Genomic DNA, 15927 nt, shown 5'->3' with positions numbered 1-15927 from the left:
GCCGGGCTTACGTGAGGCATGGCGGCGCACTCCGGCGCACACTGGGCGTATGGACGTCTACCGAGGCGACGTCACGGTGATCGCCGACGGCACCGAGTATCCGGCGAAAGCGGACTTGCGTTCGTGGGTGGAGCAGCGTCACGTGGCGGCGTTCGGCCCGACGGAGGCGTGGGTCGAGGGCGCGGCCGACTGGAACGGCAAGCTCGAGGTCAGGGACGAAGAGGTTGCCGACACGGTGACCCATGCGGCCGAGCGCCACCTGCGGATGCCCGACGGCCGTGTCGGGGATTTCGTCGTGAGTCGCCGCAGCTTCGACGCAGGGCTCCTGGTGATCGAGGGCAGCGGGGATCCGCCGTTCTGACCGGGCGGCACCGCCCCGGCACGCATGCCGGACCACCGTCGGCCCATCGAGCCGGACCGGTCTCGCAGCGAGCCGGTCCTCATTGCGACAAGGACGAACGACCATGACGAAGAAGCACGAGTCCCCCCGAAAGGCCCGCCGAGGCGATCGGGCCGACCGCGGTCCCGGCGCCCACTCGGGGCGCGAACAGCAGGCCGGCGAGCGCACCGTGCCCGGCACGGCAAGCGCCGCCGAGGGATACGACCCGCACGGCACCGGCGCGGGAGAACCCCTGAAGGGGCGGGAGAAGGACGAGGAGGACTGACCCGCACCCGTGGGGCCGGCCTCCAGGCGCGCCCGGAGGAGACGGCTCAGAACGCCGGGGCAGCCGAACGCCGAGGGAGCCGAGCCGCGACGCGCTCGCGAGGCACCGGGCACCCGGCACCGGCCCGAACGCCCGGCCACGACGGGTCCGTCACTTCTGAGGGTGCTGGCGCGATGCGTCCTTGAAGCGCCCCAGAGCCTTGGTCAGCACACTCCGCGGGGAGTTGTCGGGCCTGCGGGCCCCGGCCGGACGCGGAAGCGGCAGGCCGTCCGATCCGGTCGCCTCCGCCAGTGCGGCCCGGGCCAGTTCGGCCGCCTCCCGGTACAGGTCGCGGGACGCGGTCATGGCGTCGAGTGCCTCGGCGTACCTGGTGACGAGATCGCGGGTGTAGGCCAGCTCCTCCTCCATGGTGAGCAGATGCCAGCGGCGGCGAAGACTGTCCAGGGCCTGCTCCGCGCCCGTGGTCAGGGTTCGCGGCAGAGCGGCGAAGGCCGTGATCCTCTCGACGAGTTCCGTCGGCTCCGAGCCGTCCAGGAAGACAGTGCGGACGGCGAAGCGTTCGGCGTCGAACTCCGGGCCCGTCGACGCCGTGGGCAGCACCGCCGCACCGCCGCGGGGCACCCGAACTCCCAGGTCCTTCAGCGCCCAGTTGACGATCTGGAACTGGTCCGGCGCGGCTCGGTGCTCCACGACCCGATGGCGCAGGCTCGGCGGCAGGTAGGGCGTGAGGGGCAGGCGGCCGCGCGCGTCGGGGGTCATCGCCTCGTGGACGACGACATGGATGTTCCAGCTGTCGCGGGCGCAGTCCTTGAGGAGGCGGCGCATCTCCTTGTCGTCGCCGGGCAGCGGATTGGTGGTCCGCAGGCGCGGCCCGGGTACGGCGTCGTGGTCCCAGGCGATGCGGTCGTCGTCGGGCCAGAACATGCCGGCGGGGGACGGCCACCGCTGGTCCCAGGCCCGCTCGGCCTCCGCGGCCAGCGTCCAGGCGACCGCCTGGCCGTCCCGCGGCCGACCCGGGGAGTCGAAGGTCGTCAGCTGGGCACGCACGGTGACGCCGCCGTCCACGCGCCAGCGGGCCTCGATGAGGCGGCGTACCGCGGAATTTGGCGGGGCGGCGCTGTCGGCGGTGTCGAGCGCGGGAGGCAGGCCGCCCGGACCTGCGGAGGAGGCGTCGGCGGGAGCGAGGTCGAGGAAATCGTCGATGACCCCAGCGGCCTTGAGCGCGATGAGGTTGCGCCGGACGTCCTGCTCGGGCGCGGGCCCGAGGTGGCGTCCGTGTCCCAGCCACGTGGTGTCGGGGGCGGCGGTCACGGAGGTACTGGTCTTTGGCATGGAGGCGTTCTGTGGGGCGGTCGAGGACGGGCCCCAGTATGGTGCCGTGTACCCGGCGGGGGATACGGGGGAGGGGCCGGAAGCCGGAAATTTTCTGGGTTGTTGCGGCAGCGAGCGGCACGTCAGGCATACGGACCGCGTTTGGAGACCAGGCCTCCGTCAAACGCCACCTCTGCCGCACCGTCGGCGGTGACCTCGGCGAGGACGAGCGCCGGGGCATGCCCGCCGGGCTGCCGTACCGGATCTGCCCGGCCTGTGACGCCGCCGCTGTACCCGGGGTGCTGCCGCCCCAAGTGCGGGCTCGCTGTTCGCCGCGCTCACCGGTGCATGGCCGTCACTGGAGTACCCATAAAGTGACCTCCATGTCTGCCACGCTGAGTTCGACGAGAACCCGCGCCGCCCTCCGTACCTCGGCGCGTGTCTCCGGTGAGTTGCTGATGGTCCTCGTGACGGCCGCGGCGGTCCTCTGGCTGCTGGGCCGGATGTGGTCGGTCGTCTGGCCGCTCGTCGTGGGCCTGTTCCTCACCACGCTGACGTGGCCCCTGGCTCGCTTCCTGCGCCGGTGCGGCTGGCCGCCCGCCCTGGCCGCGTCCGCCGTGACCGTGCTGTTCCTTCTGGTTGCCGCGGGGATCGTGGCGCTGATCGCGGTGCCCGTGTCGTCCCAGTCCGGGGAGTTGACCGACGGCGTGGTCGAAGGCATCCAGAGGCTGCGCGAGTGGGCCGCAGGGCCGCCGCTGAACGTCGGCGACGACCAGATCAGCCGTGCCCTCGACACCGGGATCGCGCGCGTCCAGGACAGCGTCGGCAGCATGGTCACCGCTGTCGCCACAGGAGTTGGCACCGTGTTCAACGGTGTGGTCACCGCCGTCCTCGCCCTCTTCCTGATGTTCTTCTTCCTCAAGGACGGACCGCGCTTCCTGCCATGGCTCGCCCGCCAGCTCCCCGGACGGCTCGCCACCGACGTCCCGACCGTGGCCGAGCGCGGGTGGGAGACCCTGGGCGCGTTCGTGCGTTCGCAGGCGTTCGTGGGCCTGCTCGACGCCGTCCTGATCGGCCTCGGCCTGTGGATTCTGGGCGTACCCCTGGTGCTCCCGCTCGCGGTGCTGACGTTCGTATCCGCGTTCGTGCCGATCGTGGGCGCCCTGTTCGCCGGTCTGGTCGCGGTGCTCATCGCGCTGGTCTCGAACGGCCTGACGGACGCGCTGATCGTGCTGGCCGTCATCGTCGTGGTGCAGCAGCTCGAGGGCAACGTGTTCCAGCCCATGATCCAAAGTCGCGGGCTCGGCCTGCACGCGGCGGTGATCCTGCTGGCGGTGACGCTGGGAGGCAGCCTGGCCGGAGTCGTGGGCAGCCTGCTCGCGGTGCCGGTCGCCGCGCTGATCGCAGTGGTCTGGAACTACCTGCGCGAGCAGCTGGGCGACCCGCTGCCGGAGCCGGGCCCGGAGAGGGACGAGCCGGCGGCAGGGGCCGCCGTGTTGCCGTAGCCGCCCGGATCGAGACCCGGTGAGGCACGGCCCGCCGTTCCGGGGTGTTCATGTGTTGTGTGACGAGATGTCATAGGCGGCATCCGGGTGGTTCGGCGGCGCCCCTGCAACTGCCCCGGGCCGGTATGCGCTCCTCGTATCCAGTCGTTCGACATCCGAGGAGGCACTCATGACCGGCTGGCAGCCTTTCACCACCACCCCGGGCGCAGGGCCCGTGTTCGACCCCTACCGGTTCCCGGGCGCGGTCGCCGACGAACGTCCGGAGGGGGCGCACACCACCCTCGGCCTGCTGGAGCCGGGCGACTTCGTGCGGCCCGCTCCCGACCCCGGCCGGCGTGCGGCCGTGCCGCTCAAGCCGACCGACCGGCGGCGTCTGGACCTGCACGCCGTGCTCACGGCGGCGGGCATCGCGCCGCGGCCGGGTGATCTCGCCGCCATCGAGGCGCTGTGCGCACTGGACGACACGACCCACGCCGCACTCCAGCGATGGATCACCCGCGCACCGTGAACCCGGGCACCGAATCACGTCGCCCCGGACGGCGCGGTGCCCGTCACGCGGCCCGTGAGTACGCGGGTCGGTCGCCGGCGTTCGCCGCACCTGGTGGCGGGCCGGACTTCCTCACTCCGGGATTCCTCCCATCTCGTCGGTGCCGAAACCCTCCCGGCTCGGCAGACGCGTCGGCGGCGGGGTCCCGCCGGGCTGCTCCGCGGTCTGGGCCGGCTGCGCGGGCCCGCCGGCCCGGGCGGCGTCACCGATGGTCCCCTGCCGTCCGCCGATCTCGATCCTCCGGCGCTTTTCGTGTCCCGCTCGCCTCTTGGGGATCCGGACGGTGAGGACGCCGTCGGTCAGGTCGGCCGCGATCCTGTCACTGTCCGTTTCCGTCGGCATGCTCGTGCGGTAGGAGAACCTGCCGGTCCGCCGGCTCAGCACCTTCCCGCGCCTTTCCTCCGTCAGCTCTCCGGTGATCGAGAGCTCGTCGCCCTCGACCTCGATGTCGATGCTCTCCGCGGGGACGCCGGGCAGCTCCGCCCGCACGACGTACGCGTTCTCCTCTTCCTCCTCCTCGGCCGTCGGCATCCACACGCCGCCCGTCGAGGCCGGTGCCGCGGCCTGCTCCAGGAGCCGCCCCATCCGGCTCCACATGTCCTCGAACTCGCTGAACGGGTCCCATGCCCGGTGCAGCTCCGAGGAGCCGCCTCCATGTCGTATCGGCAGGGCCATGGCCGCCTCCCACGTGCGATGCGTTCTCGTGCGCCAGGCGGGTTACCGGCAGCCAGGGTGCTAAACGACTGCCCAGGGGCCGCCCGCCAGGGCCGGCCCGGCGGTTCGGGGTCCCGCAGGCGTCACCCGAGCTGGTGCGGGAGTGCGCAAATGGGTACAGGATGGCAAAGGCCCGGAAGGGCACCGGCTCGGTGCCAGGTGAGCACCCCGGCACTGCGGGGCAGGAAGCCGGGCCTCCGCCGCCTGAGCCGCGAAGAACATCTCCGGTGAGACTCGCGAGGGGCCGATCATGGGAGACCTGAGCAGCGTGACCGTAGGGGTGCTGGGATCCTACGGGGGGCGCAACGTGGGCGACGAGGCGATCCTCACCGCCATGCTGGACCGCATCCGGGCGGGCCGTCCGGACGCGCACCTCGTCGTGTTCTCCCGTAATCCGGAGCAGAGCCGCGCCACCTACCCGGACGTCGAGGTGGTGGGCTGGGAGGGCGTGTGCCGCGAGCGCATCTCCGAGCACCTGCGCCGGCTCAGCGTGCTCGTGCTCGGCGGCGGCGGGATCCTGTACAACACCGAGGCGCGCCGCTATCTGCGACTGGTCCGCACCGCGCAGGATCTCGGCGTTCCGGTCTTCACCTATGCCATCGGAGCCGGTCCGCTCACCGACGAGTCGGACTGCGCGTGGGTCCGCGCGACCCTCGCCGACGCGGCCGAGGTCACGGTCCGCGACGAGGAGTCGAAGCTGGTGCTGGAGGAGGCCGGACTGACCCGGCCCATCTCCGTCACCGCCGACCCGGCGCTGCTGCTGGAGCCCGGTGACAGCGGCGAGGAGCTGCTCCGGTTGGAGGGTGTGCCGCGCGGTGGGCACCTCGTGGGGATGAGTGTGCGGGAGCCCGGCCGCGCGGCCGAGCACCTCGACGAAGAGGGCTACCACCAGCTCCTCGGGAACGTGGCCGACTTCCTCGTCCACCGGCTGGACGGCCACGTCGTCTTCGTCCCGATGGAACGCGACGACATCCGGCACGCCCACGGCGTGGTCTCCCACATGATCCATGCCGAACGCTGTCAGGTGCTGCACGGCAGCTACCGGCCGCAGCAGGTTCTCGACATCGTGAAGCAGCTGGACCTCGCCATCGGCATGAGACTGCATTTCTTGATCTTCGCCGCGCTCGCCGGGATCCCCCTGCTTCCCCTGCCCTACGCCGGGAAGGTGTTCGACTTCGCCCAGCAGATCGGCGCGCCCGCCCTGCGGGGAGTGGTCAGAGAGGCCGCGGGCCCGCTCCTCGCGGAAGTGGACCGTCTGTGGGACGAGCGGCCTGAGCGCGTGGCTCATCTCGCCACCCGGACGGCAACGATGAAGTCGCGGGCGGGCGAGACCGGCGACCGGCTCCTCGCCTATCTCGACCACGCCGCTCCCCGTCCGCTCGCCTACCAGGCCGAACCGGCAGCCGCCTTCCGGACCGGCTGACCCGCACTACGAGCCCCCGACCCCCGGAGGAACCGTGTCCTACCTGATGCCGCCCCGCGTGCCCCGGAGCGTGGAGCTGCCACCGCGTCAGGCGCTGCACGCCGGCTCCACCCAGGTACTGGTGATCGGTGGCGGCCCCGCCGGTATCGGCGCGGCTCTCGGCGCCTCCAACGCCGGCGCCCAGGTCACCCTTGTCGAGCGGTACGGATTCCTCGGCGGGAACGCCACCGCGGCGCTGGTGATGCCGCTGATGAGTTTCCACAACGAGGTCAAGCAGGCGGTCACCGGCGACTCGGCACGTCTGCTGCCGCCCGACCACGGGGAGGGCGAGCCGGTCGTCGGCGGAGTCCTGTGGGTGCTGCTCGAGCAGTTGGTGCGCGCGCAGGCGGCGATCCGCCCCTCCTTGGAGACCGGTTACACCGTGCCCTTCGACGCGGAGCTGTTCAAACTCGTGGTGTACGACCTCCTGGAGCAGCACGAGGTCCGTACCCTGCTGCACGCGTTCGCCTCCGGTGTCGTGGCCATGCCGGACCGCGCGCGGGCGGTGTTCGAGACCAAGTCGGGGCCGATCGTCATCGACGCGGATGTGATCGTCGACTGCACCGGTGACGGCGACATCGCCGCTTCGGCCGGGGCCGCGTACGAGATCGGCCGGCCCGAGGACGGCTGGACGCAGCCGATGACGCTGATGTTCCGCATGGTCCGCTTCGACCACGAGGAGTTCGCCGCCTACGCCCGGGCCCACCCGGATCAGTGGAAGGGCGTGCACGGCCTGTGGGACCTGGTGCGCGAGGCCACGGATGCCGGGGAACTCGACCTGCCGCGCGAGGACATGCTGTTCTTCGCCACGCCCAACACCGGCGAGGTCGCGGTCAACTCGACCCGCGTCACCGAGGTGCTCGGCACCAGTGTCTGGGACCTGACCCGTGCCGAGTTCGCCGCCCACCGGCAGATGGCGCAGATCGCCCGCTTCCTGCGCAGCCGCGTGCCGGGCTTCGCCGACTCGTACGTCGTGCAGAGCGGCGTCCAGGTCGGTGTCCGCGAGACGCGCCGGATCCTCGGCGCGTACCAGCTGACGGGCGAAGACGTGCTGAACGCCCGCAAGTTCGACGACGTCATCGCCCGCGGGGCCTATCCAGTGGACATCCACAACCCGAGCGGTCGCGGTACCACGCTCAAACGACTCCAGCGCGGCCAGTCCTACGACATCCCGCTGCGCTGCCTGTTCCCCACGGACGTGGACCGGGTTCTGGTCGCGGGCCGCTGCATCTCCGGCGACCACGTGGCTCACTCCTCCTACCGCGTCATGCCGATCTCCATGGCCACCGGGCAGGCCGCGGGCGTCTGCGCGGCCCTCGCGGCAGTCCAGGGAAAGCGCCCCCGGGACGTCCCGGCGGACGCGGTCCAGGCAGAGCTTCGCTCCCAAGGCGCCAGCCTGTCGTGATGCCCGCGGCACCGGCCGTCGGCCGGTCCTCGTCACGAGGGCTTCGTTCCTCGGAGCACGCCCCGGCGCAGGCGGCGCGTACGGCCTGACCTGGTCCGTGCCTGGACGGCACCGGCCCCGTTTGCCGGGTGCCTTCGGGCGAACAGTGCACCGAACACGTGGTGCGCGACGCCTGCGGTGGTACGCGCATGTGCATGGCCCCCAGGTCGTCGGACCCCCAGGAGCGCCCCTCCGGTGCGCCGCCCACCGCACAGCCGTCACGCGTGCCCGAGGCGCTGCGGACGGCCGCCGCGTACGCCTGGCGGATCCTCGTGGTGGCCGCCGCCGTCTACGGTGTCTTCGCACTGCTGGGGCGGTTCCACGAGATCGCGGTGGCCGTGTTCCTGGGCCTCGTCCTCACCGCCGTCCTCCGGCCGGTGGCGGATCTGGCCGCACGCCTCCTGCCGCGTCCTCTCGCCGTCGCGGGCTCGCTGCTGGGCTGCATCCTGCTCGTGCTGGGTGTGCTGGCGCTGGTGGGCGAGGTGGTCTCGGGAGAGCGGACCACGCTCGTACGGGAGTTCCGCGTCGGCATCGAGAGGATCGAGAACTGGCTGGAGCAGCCCCCGTTCCGGGTCGCCCCGGAGGCCCTCGGCGACATCCAGTCCCGCATCGGCCAACTGCTGTCCAGCCACCGGTCCACCGTCCTCAGCGAAGCGCTGAGCGGCGCCGGACGGCTGGTCGAGGTGCTGACCGTGCTGGCCCTCGCGCTGTTCTGCTCGGTCTTCTTCATCCACTCCGGCGACCGCCAGTGGGGGTGGTTCTGCGGCCAGTTGCCGGCCGCCGCCCGGGATCGCGCGACGGTGGCGGGCCGGGCCGCCTGGCGGACGTTCACCGGATACACCCACGGCATCCTGCTGGTGGCGGCCACCAACGCGATCCTGGTGGGGATCGCCCTCTTCGCGCTCGGGGTGCCTCTCGCGCTGCCGCTGGCACTGCTGGAGTTCTTCGCCGCCTTCATCCCCCTCGTCGGTTCGCCCATCGCCCTGGCCGTCGCCGCGGTGGTCGCGCTCGCGTCCGAGGGCCCGCTGATCGCGGCCGTCGTCGTCGCCCTGATCGTGGTCATCGGCCAGATCGAGGGGCATCTGCTGCACCCGATCGTGATGAGCTGGGCCGTCCGGCTGCATCCCCTGGTCGTCGCGCTGTCGGTCGTCGGCGGGGCCGTCGCCGCCGGCGTGGTGGGGGCTGTCGCCGCCGTGCCCCTGGTGGCCGTGGTGTGGTCGGTCCGTCAGGCGCTCAGGACCGCGCGCCCGTCCGGCGGGAACGGCTGACCGGCGCTCAGGGCACCGCCGCACCCTCCTCGTCGGAGGCGGCCAAGGCCCTGGCCAGCGGCATCCTGGCCAGGGCGAGGACACCGGCCACCACCAGCGCCACCCCCGCCGCCTGCGGCAGCAGCCACCAGCCGGTGCGGACGTGCTCCTCGAAGAGGAGGAGACCGAGAGCCAGGCTCACGGCAGCGTCGCCGAGGGTGAGCGCCGGCTGGGAGGCGACCAGCGGACCCGCCTGCATCGCGTGCTCCAGCAGGAAGATCGCGGCCACGCCGGTGGCCGCGAAGGCGTAGGTCTGCCAGGCCGTGAGGAACGCGCCGAGGCCGTGGTCGTCCAGGATGTGCACCGCCTCCTTCATCAAGGCCGCGGTGAGGGCGTAACTGATCGCGGTGGCCGTGCCGAGACAGGCCGCGCGGGACCGGCCCTCCGGCCGGCGCAGGGCGGCTGCGGCCAGCGCGAGGACCACCGCGGCGCACACCGGCAGCGCGATGAGCCAGCGCTCGGCCGGCACGTCGGTGCGGTTGCCCGACGGCGACGCGGCACCGAGAGCGATGCCGAGACCCACGACGACGGCGGCCAGCGCCACCCAGCCGGCGCGCGGCAGGCTTCCGTGCAGCAGCCACGTCGCCAGGATCAGGGCGAGCGGCAGTTCGAGGACGAAGAGCGGCTGAACGATCGTCAGCGGCCCGGTCCCCAGCGCCACCGCCTGGCAGACGCCCGCGACGACGACGGCGGCCATGCCGGCCAGCCAGACGGGCCGGCGCAGCAGATCCAGCATGAGACCGGCGCGGAAGCCCTGGGAACTCGGGACGACGAGGGCCGCCTTGCGCTGCAGTACGGTGGCGAACGCGTTGCTGAGCGCCGCGCCGAGCGCGAAGAGCACCGGCAGCAGGGTGTGCACGTGGTCGGCCTCCGGCAGTCGACGGGAGGGCGGGCGCCGGTGACGGCGGTACACCGTCGGCCTCGCGGACCCGGCCCGCTTCCTGCCATGGTGCCCACCGCCGGGCCGCGCCCGCGATCCGAGCGGGCGGCGTCGCCCCGTGGTCCGCCGCGATGCGAGCCGCGCAGCATCGCCCCCGTGGCCCGCCCGTGCCGCTCCTGCGCCCGTCCGGGAATCTGCGGGGAACCCGGTGATGCCGTCGGCCGTCCGGCGGACACTCCGGCGCCCGTGCGCCCGCTGTCGGGGCCGGGCCCCGGCGACGGCCGGGTGCCGCGCCTGCTGTCATGGGTTCCTCGGCCCGGGCCGAGCGCGCGGCTGCCGCACCTCTCGGCCGGCTACGGCGGAGGCCGGCTCAGGTACTCGGCAGAGCCCGGCTCAGGTACTCGGCGATGCGGTTTCCCCACGTGCGGATGTCGGCGCGTGTCCGGGACACGTGGAGTTCGGCGCGCGGCAGGACATGCGCCAGCGTCTGCGCGGTCGACAAGGGGTGCCCCGGGTCATCCGCCCAGCCGAGGACCAGCACCGGCTGACGCAGCGTGGCGACTTCCGCGGGGGAGGGCAGATCGGACGCTGCCAGCCCGCGCAGGACGGCGGGCAGCAGCCGCTCGGCAGGCGTCGGAGGGAGCTCCGGAACGTCGGCCAGGACGGCCGGGCGAGGTCGCTGTGCCCTGGTGGCGAGCCAGGCGTCCCGCCCCTCCCGTTCGACGGTGTCCGCCGATTCCCGGTTGGCCCGCGCATGCGCCGGGCGCGTCGTCCAGGCCGTCGGCGGGATGAGCAGGACCAGCCGGGAGAACCGGGCGGGCGCACGCACAGCGGCGTGCAGCACGGTTCCGCATCCCATCGACGCCCCCATGGCGGCGGCGGGCGCCGACGCGCCCAGGTGGTCGAGCAGGGCCAGCAGATCGCCGCCGAGCGACCGGTAGGTGTAGTCGCGGTCCACGGGGTCGCCGGTCGAACGGCCGTGCCCCCGGGCGTCATAGCGGACCAGACGATGCCCCGCCCGCACGACCGGCTCCCAGTCGAAGAGGCCCATGCGGTCCTCGGCCGCCCGGCTCACGAAACCGCCGTGCGCGTACACGGCGAGAGGGCCCGCACCGGCGTCCTCGTAGACCAGCTCGGCCCGGCGATGCGTGAAGCGGCCCTCCCGCACCGTGTACCCGCCCATGCCACCAGCCTGACCTGAGGCACGGGCGCCCGCCACCGAGTCGACGTACGGACCCAGACGGGCGGGGCGTGCGTTCCTCATCACGGCTCACCTGCCGTCCCGTCGAGGCGCCGGGCGTACGCCCCTCACGGGCCGTCGTGGACGAACGGTGCCCACAGGGCCGGGTCGGTGGGGTGGGCCTCGCGCAGGACGGCGACCGCCCGGTGCAGAGCGACCGCCGCACCGGCGGCGTCCGTGCCGGCCAGGTGCCGGTAGAACGCGGCCGCGACGACCGGTGCCACGCGGTCCGGCACCGACCAGAGCGCGGCCACCACATGCCGGAACCCCGCGGTGCGCAGCGCTGCGGCGGTGTGGAGCGCCTCGTCCGGCAGCGGGCCACTGCCCAGGCGCGTGTGGCAGGCGGACAGGAACGCCAACTCGGCCTCCTCCAGGCGCAGTCCGGAGAAGTCGTTCACGTTGATGTCCCGGTCGCGCAGGCAGAGCCCGGAGGTGGTGGGGGCGGTCATGTCCAGGGTCCCGTGACAGGCGAAGTGCACCCACGCGTGACGGGGCAGCTGTTCGCGCACGGCCCGTACCGTGGCGGCGTCGCCGCTCAGCACCGTCACCGGCCGGCCGGCCGCCTCCCGCACCGCCCGCAACTCCTCGGCCACCTCGGGCAGCACGGTGTGGCCCCGGCGGGTGTCGGACAGGCCGACGGCGAGCAGCCCGGTGGCGCCGGAGCCCCGTGCGCCCGTCCGCCACCGGCCCTTCCGCGGCCGGCTGCCCGTGTCGGGGGAGGGGCGGCCGCCGGCGGCTTCGGCGAGGGCGGACAGGGTGCTCGTGTACGACGACACGACGGCGTACGGCAGACCTGCCGGTTCGGTCCGGTCGTGGACCGAACGAGGGTACTTTCCGGCCGCGTGCAGCGGCAGGACCATCAGAGAAGCCGTCGGGCACCACCACAGGTGCGGCGGTGACGCCGTCCTGTACGGCAGGCCCAAGCTGTCCAGCACCGGGCGGGAGATCCGGTCCCACAGCCACTGCAGCGTGTCGTGCACCGTGTGCCGCGCCCGTTCCCGGGCAAGTCCGCCCGAGGAGAGCGCGTGGGAGAGGTGGGCGAGGTAGGTGTTGGCGACGCGGTCCGTCTCCGCCAGGTCGATCCCGGTCAGCGGCACCACCTCCACCGCGCCGCCGGGGCGCACGACGATCGCGTCGCAGCGGATCGCGCTGATGTTGACGACGACCACCGGGCCGCCCGCGGCGGCGGCGGCGAGTTCGGCGAACCGCGGCGGGGCCAGGAAGCGCTCGAACCCCGGCAGGCCGCGCACGCGGTCCACCAGACGCCGCCAGCGCAGCACCAGCCGCATGCGTTCCTCGGCGTCCCGGTGGCGGCCGTCCGTCAGGGCGTCACGGACCTCTGCGAGCCCGGCCGCCAGGCCCGTGTCCCGAGCGGCGAGCCGGTCGAGATCCGCGCGCAGGTGCAAGGCGCCCCGCCACATGACCGAACGTCCCTGCTCCAGCAGTTCCACCGCCACCTCGGGCAGGCCGGCCGCGATCGCGATGGCGGCCGCGTCCCGGGGCAGGGCCGCCCCGTCACGCAGACCCTGCTGCTGATCCTCGCGGTCCAGGCCCGCCCAGCCGAACTCCTGGAGCAGCGCCACTCCTGCCCGCGCCCCTGCCAGCGCGTCGTCGACGTCCCCGCACTCCCACGCGACGCCCGCCCAGATGCGGGCGGCGACGAGACGGTCCCGGACCGGCGACCCAGGCGCTCCGGCCGCGGCGCGGACCGCCGCGAGCGCGGCCGCGCGGTCGGGGTCGTCGCCTCTTCGGCCCCCTTTGGCCTCCCCTTGTACGCCGTCCTTCGCGCTGTTCCGCGCGGCCTCGGCCGTGAGACACCGGGCGATCAGCGCGCCCGCCAGTCCCGTCATGACCTCGGCGTAGACGACGGCCGACTCGTCGCACAGGGCGGCCGCCGTGGCGTACGCCTCCACCGCCTCCGTCACGGCCGCGTCCCTGCGGTCGTCGTCCTCCTCGGTCCCGAGGAGCAGCCGGCCGAGCGTGCGCTGTGCCTCCACCGCCGTACCGGTGCCCTCGGCGGCGGCCACCGCCTGCCGAGCCGCCTGCACGGCGCCGGCCCGGTCGTCGGCTTCCAGCAGGGCGGCGGCCAGGCGCAGCAGAAGCACCGGCCGCACGGTGTGGCCCTCGGGCAGTGCCGACAGCGCACGCCGGACGGTGGCCGGCGCGCCGTCCCCTTCGACCGTGTACGCGGACTGCACCAGCGCCTCCGGCAGGCCCACGACGTGGGGCGCCTTCGTCTGCTGCTCCTCCTGCGCCTGGCGCGCCGTTCGTGTCGCTTCCCGGGCCGCCCGGGCGTCGGCGCCGCGACCGGTCAGGTCGGCGCGGCCGCGCAGTGCGGTGGCGAGGTTCGTGGCCGCGGCGATCCGGTGCCGCGGCTCGTCGGCCTCGGCGTACGCGATGCGCAGCAGGAGGACGGCGGCGTCCAGGTCCGCAACGCTCCCGCGGCGTCCGCCGCGCAGCAGCAGGGCCACCGCGCAGTTGATCCGCCCGACGGCGTCCGGGAACCGCTCGACCGCCGCGCGCCCCCATGCGACTGCCTCGTCCAGGAGCCGGCCCGCGTCCGAGTCCACTCCGCTCAACGCGTCCGAGTCCGCTCCCAACGCGTCCGAGCCCTTATCGGTCTCCGAGCCCTTTCCGGCCTCCGAGCCCTTTCCGGCCTCCGTGTCCGCGCGGAGGTGGGCCAGGGACGACAGCACGGCGCACAGCGCCGACTCGAGCTCCGCCCGTTCGCGGGGCCCGGCACCGGGACGCCCCAGCGTCCGACGCCCGATGCCGACGGCCTCCTTCGCCCATACGGTCTCACCGGTGATCTCGAAGCGGCGGCGCAGCAGCGCGACGGCCGGGCGGGCCGCGCCGAAGCGGTCGGGGTGGTCGGGAGGGAGGTTTGACCACACGGTCACCGCGACCGTCGCCGCCTCCTCGAGGTCGGCCGTGTGCCCCCGCAGGTCGTACCGGTGTCCGAGGACGTCCCGCAGTTCGCCCAGGAGCGTTCCACGCAGCGGGTGGCTTTCAGGCGCGGCCCGGACGGCGTCCCGGTGGACGTTCACCGTCCGTACGAGAGCGGCGTCGTCACCGGTCAGCTCGAACGCCCGGAACGACGCGACGGCGAGTGCTCGCAGCACCACGGGGTCCTCGACGGGGCCGTCTGCGCCCGGCCGTGAGCGGAGCCGTTCCAGGTTGCCGGCCGCCTGCGCGTGTCCCGCCGCGGCTGCGGTCGCGAACCAGCGCTCGGCGGCCGGGTCGCCCGCGTTGTACAGCAGGACGCCGAGATTGTTGGCCGCCTCCGGATGCCCGGCGCCGTGCGCGCGGGCGTACCAGTCGCGGGCCTCGTCGACGCGACCGGCCCTTTCCGCCAACAGCCCCAGGTTGTACGGACCGTTGGCGTCACCCTGTGCCGTCGCCTCCAGGAACGCCTGCCGGGCCTCCGCCGTACGGCCCTGGCGGTCCAGCTCCACGCCCCGCACCGCAGACCGCCATCCGGCCGCCCCGTCGTCCCGATCCATCAGGCCCCTCCCCCCGGCCGCCCGAAGGACCCCAACTCCCCCGGGAGACAACGCGATCAGCATCCCAGGGCCGGCAGCGTCTCACTAGAGTGTGGCCATGTCCGACGCAGCGTCCCCTTATCTCGCCACGGCAGACTTCGAGTGGACCGAGCGCGCCTTCCGGCTCCTGGAGTCCCAGCAGCTGACCGTGTCCCTCCACAGCGCGGGCGACGTCCCCGCATACGTGGTGTCCGGGCCCTGTCCGCGGTGCGGACACCCCTTCACCGACCGTCAGGTCCTGGTCGCCCTCGCCGGGCTCTCCGGGCCCGACCGGCAGGGGCACGGGGGCGCGGCCCCGGCCGCGGTGGTCCTCGACGTCACCTGCGGCTGCGGCTCGGCGCACGACGACGCCCCTGAGGGAACGACGGGCTGCGGCGCCAGCTTCCGGATCGAACTGGTCGCCGAATGACGCTCAGGCCCCGGCTTCCGCAGCGCCCTCCCTCGGCCACGGACCTTGCCGAACGCGACCGCTTCCGGGAGCTGGTGCGCTCGTCGCTGCCCGGCGTACGGGCGGCGGCCGAGGCCTGGCGGAACGGGCTGGCCGCCTTCATCACGCTGCTCGGCGCCGCCGTCGTCATCAAGGGCCCGGCCACCACCGCCGACATGACGACGGGCTGGCGGGCGGCGGTCACCCTGCTCGTCGGCGGCGGGCTGGCGCTGGCCGTGGTCGGTCTGTGGCATGCTCTGGCGGCTCAGGCCGGTACCCGGCCGCTGGCGGTCACCCTGGCCGACATCCACCGCGACCACGGATCCCTCGACGGCTTCGAGGTCGCCACCGCGATGCGCTCCGCCCGCAAGCTGACCCGTGCGCGGCAGGCGGTGGCCGTGGCCCTGGCACTGCTGTTCACGGGCACGGCGCTCACATGGTGGGCGCCCACCGCACAGCGTGGTGCGGTGAAGGTGACCCACGGCGAGGGGACCACGTGCGGCACCCTGCTGTCGGCGGACGGTGGCCGGCTGCGCATCGCGGTCAAGGGCCAGGCCCGTCCCACGGTCGTCGCGCTCACGGCGGTCCGGAACATGTCGGTGACCCCCAGCTGCCCTTGAGGGCCGGCCTCTCCCAAGGCGACCGCCGCCGACGCCGGTCGCCCACCTTCATGAGCACCGCGGAGGACTGCCGGAGGACTCTCGCCGGCTGCACCGCTGTGGGTCTGAGCGCGCACACCGCCGGACCGACGGCGGGTGAGGCACCCTCGGTGTCGACATACGCGGCAGACAGCCACATATGCAAATTTCCGGTCATCTTGCTCCATGCTGGTTCGTGCCGCGTCAGGCCCAGCCCCGCGGCGCGCCCCCTCGCCGGGGCGGTA

The 15927-nt window shown here is 73.6% G+C and carries 14 protein-coding genes; 9 read left to right on the top strand and 5 right to left on the bottom strand.

Annotated elements, in window-relative coordinates; translation table 11 throughout:
• The first annotated feature begins 49 nt into the window (after positions 1-49).
• Positions 50-361: a hypothetical protein gene (locus tag AB0K02_RS24845; protein ID WP_365994728.1), complete on the top strand. Its 312-nt coding sequence runs from the start codon at positions 50-52 to the stop codon at positions 359-361.
• Between the two features lie 103 nt (positions 362-464).
• On the top strand, positions 465-665 hold the full coding sequence (locus AB0K02_RS24840) for a hypothetical protein (protein WP_365994727.1): 201 nt from the start codon (positions 465-467) through the stop codon (positions 663-665).
• Positions 666-815: 150 nt separating this feature from the next.
• On the opposite strand, the gene AB0K02_RS24835 is transcribed toward AB0K02_RS24840, so the two are convergent.
• Positions 816-1997: a hypothetical protein gene (locus tag AB0K02_RS24835; protein WP_365994726.1), complete on the bottom strand. Its 1182-nt coding sequence runs from the start codon at positions 1995-1997 to the stop codon at positions 816-818.
• A gap of 362 nt (positions 1998-2359) precedes the next feature.
• Here AB0K02_RS24835 and AB0K02_RS24830 point away from each other — a divergent pair, with 362 nt between their 5' ends.
• Entirely contained in the window at positions 2360-3481 is a 1122-nt protein-coding gene (locus tag AB0K02_RS24830; RefSeq protein WP_365994725.1) for an AI-2E family transporter, read from the top strand.
• Between the two features lie 169 nt (positions 3482-3650).
• Complete coding sequence (locus AB0K02_RS24825) at positions 3651-3989, top strand: hypothetical protein (protein ID WP_365994724.1); 339 nt, start codon at positions 3651-3653, stop codon at positions 3987-3989.
• Positions 3990-4100: 111 nt separating this feature from the next.
• Here the strand turns inward: AB0K02_RS24825 and AB0K02_RS24820 are convergent, their stop codons facing one another.
• Positions 4101-4703, bottom strand: a complete 603-nt coding sequence (locus tag AB0K02_RS24820) for an Hsp20/alpha crystallin family protein (RefSeq protein WP_365994723.1) — start codon at positions 4701-4703, stop codon at positions 4101-4103.
• 289 nt (positions 4704-4992) lie between these two features.
• Between AB0K02_RS24820 and AB0K02_RS24815 the strand changes: the two genes are divergently transcribed.
• From AB0K02_RS24815 to AB0K02_RS24805, 3 genes are all read left to right on the top strand, one after another.
• The gene (locus AB0K02_RS24815) at positions 4993-6165 is read left to right on the top strand and encodes a polysaccharide pyruvyl transferase family protein (RefSeq protein WP_365994722.1); all 1173 of its coding nucleotides are present in this window, start codon (positions 4993-4995) and stop codon (positions 6163-6165) included.
• 46 nt (positions 6166-6211) lie between these two features.
• Entirely contained in the window at positions 6212-7609 is a 1398-nt protein-coding gene (locus AB0K02_RS24810; RefSeq protein ID WP_365994766.1) for an FAD-dependent oxidoreductase, read from the top strand.
• Between the two features lie 194 nt (positions 7610-7803).
• Entirely contained in the window at positions 7804-8916 is a 1113-nt protein-coding gene (locus AB0K02_RS24805) for an AI-2E family transporter (RefSeq protein WP_365994721.1), read from the top strand.
• Positions 8917-8923: 7 nt separating this feature from the next.
• On the opposite strand, the gene AB0K02_RS24800 is transcribed toward AB0K02_RS24805, so the two are convergent.
• The 3 genes from AB0K02_RS24800 to AB0K02_RS24790 all read right to left on the bottom strand — a co-directional run bounded on the left by AB0K02_RS24800 (position 8924) and on the right by AB0K02_RS24790 (position 14578).
• Positions 8924-9814: a DMT family transporter gene (locus tag AB0K02_RS24800; RefSeq protein WP_365994720.1), complete on the bottom strand. Its 891-nt coding sequence runs from the start codon at positions 9812-9814 to the stop codon at positions 8924-8926.
• A 391-nt stretch (positions 9815-10205) separates the two neighbouring features.
• A complete protein-coding gene (locus tag AB0K02_RS24795) occupies positions 10206-11099 on the bottom strand; it encodes an alpha/beta fold hydrolase (protein ID WP_365994719.1) in 894 nt (297 codons plus the stop codon).
• Between the two features lie 44 nt (positions 11100-11143).
• The gene (locus tag AB0K02_RS24790; protein WP_365994718.1) at positions 11144-14578 is read right to left on the bottom strand and encodes a CHAT domain-containing protein; all 3435 of its coding nucleotides are present in this window, start codon (positions 14576-14578) and stop codon (positions 11144-11146) included.
• 97 nt (positions 14579-14675) lie between these two features.
• Between AB0K02_RS24790 and AB0K02_RS24785 the strand changes: the two genes are divergently transcribed.
• Entirely contained in the window at positions 14676-15026 is a 351-nt protein-coding gene (locus AB0K02_RS24785) for a hypothetical protein (RefSeq protein WP_365994717.1), read from the top strand.
• Positions 15023-15664, top strand: coding sequence for a hypothetical protein (locus AB0K02_RS24780; protein ID WP_365994716.1), 642 nt, complete (start codon positions 15023-15025; stop codon positions 15662-15664). Before AB0K02_RS24785 ends, AB0K02_RS24780 begins: the two co-directional genes overlap by 4 nt.
• Positions 15665-15927 lie beyond the last annotated feature (263 nt).

It is taken from the genome of Streptomyces sp. NPDC049597, from assembly GCF_040675505.1.
GTDB lineage: Bacteria > Actinomycetota > Actinomycetes > Streptomycetales > Streptomycetaceae > Streptomyces.
Note: the sequence above shows the minus strand (reverse complement) of the source record. Positions and strands in the feature narration are given on the sequence as shown.